Genomic DNA, 4,761 nt, shown 5'->3' with positions numbered 1-4,761 from the left:
GGCCCCGGCCGACGTCGCCGCGCGCGCGGCGGTCAGCGCCCGCGTGGACGAGCCGGCTGCCCAGGCGGCGCGCGACGAGGCGGCCGACGACCTGGCCGCCGCCGAGCGCTATGCCGTCACGGTGACCAAGAACGTGGCCACCGAGGCCAGCACTGCCGAGGACACGTCGGTCGTGCTCTTCGATGCGGCGCCCGTCTTCACCGCGCTGCTCGACGACTTCGCCACCGGCGTGCCCGTGCCCGTCATCGCGCGGCGCTTCCACGACGCCATGGCGAGCGCCGTGGTTATGGCGGCCGAGCTGGTGCGCGCCCTCTACGGCATCGACGTGGTGGCGCTTTCGGGCGGCGTGTTCATGAACCGCTACCTCGTCGAGCGCGTGCTCGCGCAGCTTGAGGCCGCCGGCTTCACCACCGCGGTCAATCGCGACCTGCCGCCCAACGACGGATGCATCTCGCTTGGCCAGGCTGTGGTAGCATGGGCCAAAACCATGGGCGGGGACGTCGCGGCGTCGTAGCCCTCGCGTCTCGGGCGCTCTTGTGCGCGCGGGGCTCCGGGGCGGACGCGCCGCATCCGCCGTACCCGCCGTCGAGAGAAAGCGTGCGAGCCTATGTGCCTGGCTATTCCGGCGAAGGTGACCGAGATGGGGGAGGGCGGTCTCGCGACCGTCGACATCCTGGGGGTCACCCGCGAGATTTCCGTTGACCTGACTCCGTCTGCCCAGGTGGGAAGCTACGTGCTCGTGCACGCGGGCTTCGCCATCGAGGTGGTGGACGAGCAGTTCGCCCAAGAGACCATCGACCTCATCCGCCAGTTCCCCGAGCTGGTGGCTGACGACCTGTCCGCTGCCGACGTAGCCGTTCCGACCGCTGCGGCCGCGCCTGGCGCGACGGCGACCGCCTCGGTGTGGGCCGCCTTGGCTGAGGACTAGCCATGGCCGACCTCGCAGACGAACTGAAGGCGTTCAAGGATCCCGCGCTGGCGCGCGGCCTGGTGGAGTCCATTCGCGCCTGGGCGCCTGGGGGCGCCACCCTCATGGAGGTGTGCGGCACCCATACGGTGGCCATCGCGCGCAACGGCATCCGCGGGCTCATGCCCGAGGGCGTGCGCCTGGCGTCCGGCCCCGGCTGTCCGGTGTGCGTCACCTCGAACCACGACATCGACAAGGTGATAGCGCTCGCGCGCGTGCCCGAGGTGACCATCGCCACCTTCGGCGACATGACGCGCGTGCCGGGATCGACCTCCAGCCTGCTGGCCGAGCAGGCCGCGGGGCGCGCGGTGGAGATCGTGTACTCGCCGCTTGACGCGCTGCGCCTGGCGCAGGACAACCCCGACCGCCAGGTGGTGTTCGTGGGCGTGGGCTTCGAGACCACCACGCCGCTCGTCGCCATGGCCATCAAGCGCGCCAAGGCCGCGGGCCTGCGTAACTTCACCGTCTACGGCGCGCATAAGAACATGCCCGGCGCGCTGGAGGCCATCATCAACGACCCGCAGCTCAAGGTGGATGCGCTTATCCTGCCGGGCCACGTGAGCACCATCATCGGCGTGGAGCCCTACCGCTTCCTGGCCGAGAAGTACGGCATCCCCGGCGTCATCACCGGGTTCGAGCCGGTGGACGTGCTGCAGGGCATCGCCATGCTCATGCGCCAGCTCCACGAGGGGCGTGCCGACATCGAGATCGCCTACGCGCGCGGCGTCATGCCCGAGGGCAACCCCGTGGCCATGGCCGCCATCGACGAGGTGTTCGAGACCTGCACCGCCACCTGGCGCGGCCTGGGCGACATCCCGGGCAGCGGCTACCGCATCCGCGAGGGGTTCGCCGAGTTCGACGCGCTGCGCCGCTTCTCGCCGGAGGTGGAGCCCACCGTGGAGCACCGCGGCTGCCGCTGCGGCGACGTCCTGCGCGGCATCATGGCGCCGAGCGACTGCCCGCTGTTCCGCACCGTCTGCACGCCGGAGAACCCGGTCGGCCCCTGCATGGTGAGCAGCGAGGGAAGCTGCGCGGCGTACTTCCGGTATTACTAGGCGCCGGGAAGCGGCGTGCCCCGGGTAGCGGGGGCTTTGGGAGGCGGCGTGCCCCGGGTAGCGGAGGCTTTGGGGAGTGGGTGCTCCGGACTGCGGCGGCGCTGGGAGGCGGCGCGTCCCGGGTTGGGAAGGCGCTGGGAGGCGGCGCGTCCCGGGTAGCGGGGGCGCTGGGAGGCGGCGCGTCCAGGTGGCCGGCTCGCTCGGGCGGAGGCGTGGCCCGGGTTGCGGTGGCGCCGGACGGCGTAGGCGCTGGGAAGCGGGCGCCTCGGATGGCGGGGGCGCTGGGAGGCGGCGCGAGGACGCCCGGGAAGGCGGGAGCCTTGGTGGCGCTGGGGCGCGGCGGGCGCTCCGAACGCGTGAGACCCTCCTGGGCGCACGGGCTTGTCGTGCGAATGCCTCCTAATCAGATGCCGAAGTTCGTTTTGCCGCGAATACGTGCTGGGCTTCCTCGGTTCGTGACGGGAGCCACTCCTTTTTCTGCTCGAAAAGAAGATTTCTGGCCAAAAACACTGCGGTTTACGCTGATCTGCGTCTCGATAAGGCTCTGGCGAGTGCGTTTCCCCAGGTCGCCACTGCCTGAAGGCTGCTTGTTCTCCAAGAAGATGCGTAAACCGCAGTGTTTTTGGCCAGAAACTCGGAATCTCGTGGTGCTCGCAGCGGAATGGGCCGGCTTGCCGGACGGCGACCGGGGCTACCGGACTGGCGGGGCGACCGTGGGGACGATTGGGCCGAGTGGTGGCGCCGGGGCGACCGGGGCGACCGGGGCGACCGTCGGCTGCTCGGCGCGCTAGAACAGCGAGAGCTGATCGGGATGGGGGCCGCCACCCGGGCCGCTGGCGCGGCCGGGTTCTGGCGCCTCGGCGCGCTCGAGGGCAACGCGCGCCCGGTCAGCCAGCTTGGCTAGCTCGCCTGGCGTGCCGTTAAGCCAGGTGAGCGCTTCGACGGGATTCAGCACGAGTGGCATGCGATGGTGAACGGGTGCCACGACATCGTTGGGTTCGGTGGTGACGATGGTGAAACGGTCGCCCATCCGCAGTCCTGCCAGCAGCAGCGCCCCGTCGCCCGGTCCGGCAAACCGAAACTGCGGTCGCCGTCTTCGCGCGGCCTTATCTGACGCGGCTGCTGCGGAGGAGGATCCTTCGCTCGCGGAGGCGCCGGACGCATCGATGAGCAGCTCGGCGGTCGGCGGCTCGACGCTGCGCGTCTCGAAGAACGCACGCACGGGCACGAGGCAGCGGCCGTGGTCGAGCGCATCGCGCCACATTGCGCGGCCGGCGAGCGCCGACTCGATACGCGTGTTGAACACAAGTCCCTTCTTCCAGGAGACGTCGATGCCCCAGATGAGCGCCGATCGGGTCAGTCCGCTGGCCCACGCGGAGAGCGGGCCAAGCGCATCGAGGTCGTCTCCTGCGCCCGCCGCCTTCGTCGCAACGCAGATTTCCGCCCCGCCTCCGCCGTGCGTTTCCCGGGTTCCTTCTCTGACGGAAGCGCCCGCCTCCGCGTTGCCGCCCACTGCCTCCGGGCTACCTGGCTTCGCGGGAGCCTGCTCTGCGCCGTTGCTCATGAGCGCGCGGGAATGTTTCACGTGAAACATGCGCACGTGGCTAACTTCTTCGTCCGTGCGTTTGCCTTCGGCGTCGGCGACGATAACCCAGCACTCCGAGCCGGGGAAGGCGTCGATGTCCGCGATGTCGCGAGGGCGGTGCAGGGTTGGCAGCGTGTCGTCTGCGGCGCTTGGGCCGCCGAGCGCGCCCTCGCCTAGCAGTCGGGCGACCGCGCGCAGGTGCGCGAGCACGCGGTCGACCTCGTCAGGCGTAAGCATGGTGAATCGATGGCACATGGTCGTCCTTCCGTCGCGGGCGCTCGCGGCGCGCTTGCCGACCACTATAATTCTTCCCATGACCATGCGCACTGAAAACGACGACTGCAACTCCATCTCCGCCACGCCTCCGGGCGTGCCGCAGCACGCGAGCCCCATGGACGGGGAAGAGGAGCCCGCGCACTTCATGTACGTCCTCGAATGCGTGGACGGCTCGCTCTACACAGGGTATGCGGTGGACGTGCGCCGGCGTCTCGAGGCCCATAACGCCGGTCGGGGTGCGAAGTACACGCGTGCCCGGCGGCCTGTGAAGCTGCTCGCCTACGCAGGGTTCGCCACCAAGCACGACGCCATGAGCGCCGAGTATCGCTTCAAGCAGCTTTCTCGCGATGAGAAGGACGCCCTTCTCGCCGCGGCATCACGCACTTCCCTTGAGGAAGCCCTCGCGCCCATCCTTGCCTAGCTGATCTCCGTCCTCCGGCGCTCGCAAACGCCGGCCGCGTGGGGCTGGTGCGTCACGAGACGGAAGGCCGTCTTCCCGTCAGCCTCGCCGTTGCGGCAGCTTGCTCGCTCTTTCCGCTCGCGCTGTGCCGGCAGCCTTGTCCTCCGTCGGCGCGGGGCGCCGTGCGGCCCCCTTCTCCTGAGAGGTGTTGTCCCGAGGCGGCGGATGCCGAGCGACCGCCGCCTGCGCAGCCCCCGTCGCGATCTCTGCCCCGGCGCCTCGCCGGCCCCGTCGCTCCCTGTGGCTCGCCCCCGTTCCGCCCGCCGGCCCACGACCCCGCCGTGCGCTCCCATTCGCCCGCCAGGCGACCCCGCGACCCCCCCCGCCCTTGCCCAGGCAGCTCTGCTTGCGTTCCCACCCCCCCCCATTCGCTTCCCGTCCCTCCCACCCCTCGGCCTCCTCGTCCCCTCCTCGTCCC

The 4,761-nt window shown here is 70.4% G+C and carries 4 protein-coding genes and 1 pseudogene; 4 read left to right on the top strand and 1 reads right to left on the bottom strand.

Annotation, left to right across the window (positions count from 1 at the left end):
* The 3 genes and pseudogenes from D1643_RS09820 to hypD all read left to right on the top strand — a co-directional run.
* Positions 1–514 (top strand): annotated as a pseudogene (locus D1643_RS09820) (hypothetical protein); the annotation flags it as partial.
* Between the two features lie 93 nt (positions 515–607).
* Positions 608–928: a HypC/HybG/HupF family hydrogenase formation chaperone gene (locus tag D1643_RS09815; protein WP_160710451.1), complete on the top strand. Its 321-nt coding sequence runs from the start codon at positions 608–610 to the stop codon at positions 926–928.
* Between the two features lie 2 nt (positions 929–930).
* A complete protein-coding gene (gene hypD, locus D1643_RS09810) occupies positions 931–2,022 on the top strand; it encodes a hydrogenase formation protein HypD (RefSeq protein ID WP_160710450.1) in 1,092 nt (363 codons plus the stop codon).
* A 787-nt stretch (positions 2,023–2,809) separates the two neighbouring features.
* Here the strand turns inward: hypD and D1643_RS09805 are convergent.
* Entirely contained in the window at positions 2,810–3,958 is a 1,149-nt protein-coding gene (locus tag D1643_RS09805; protein WP_160710449.1) for an SOS response-associated peptidase family protein, read from the bottom strand.
* Between D1643_RS09805 and D1643_RS09800 the strand changes: the two genes are divergently transcribed.
* Positions 3,921–4,304: a GIY-YIG nuclease family protein gene (locus tag D1643_RS09800; RefSeq protein ID WP_236643537.1), complete on the top strand. Its 384-nt coding sequence runs from the start codon at positions 3,921–3,923 to the stop codon at positions 4,302–4,304. The genes D1643_RS09805 and D1643_RS09800 overlap by 38 nt on opposite strands.
* Positions 4,305–4,761 lie beyond the last annotated feature (457 nt).

The organism is Enterorhabdus sp. P55 (assembly GCF_009911695.1).
Taxonomy (GTDB): domain Bacteria; phylum Actinomycetota; class Coriobacteriia; order Coriobacteriales; family Eggerthellaceae; genus Enterorhabdus.
Note: the sequence above shows the minus strand (reverse complement) of the source record. Positions and strands in the feature narration are given on the sequence as shown.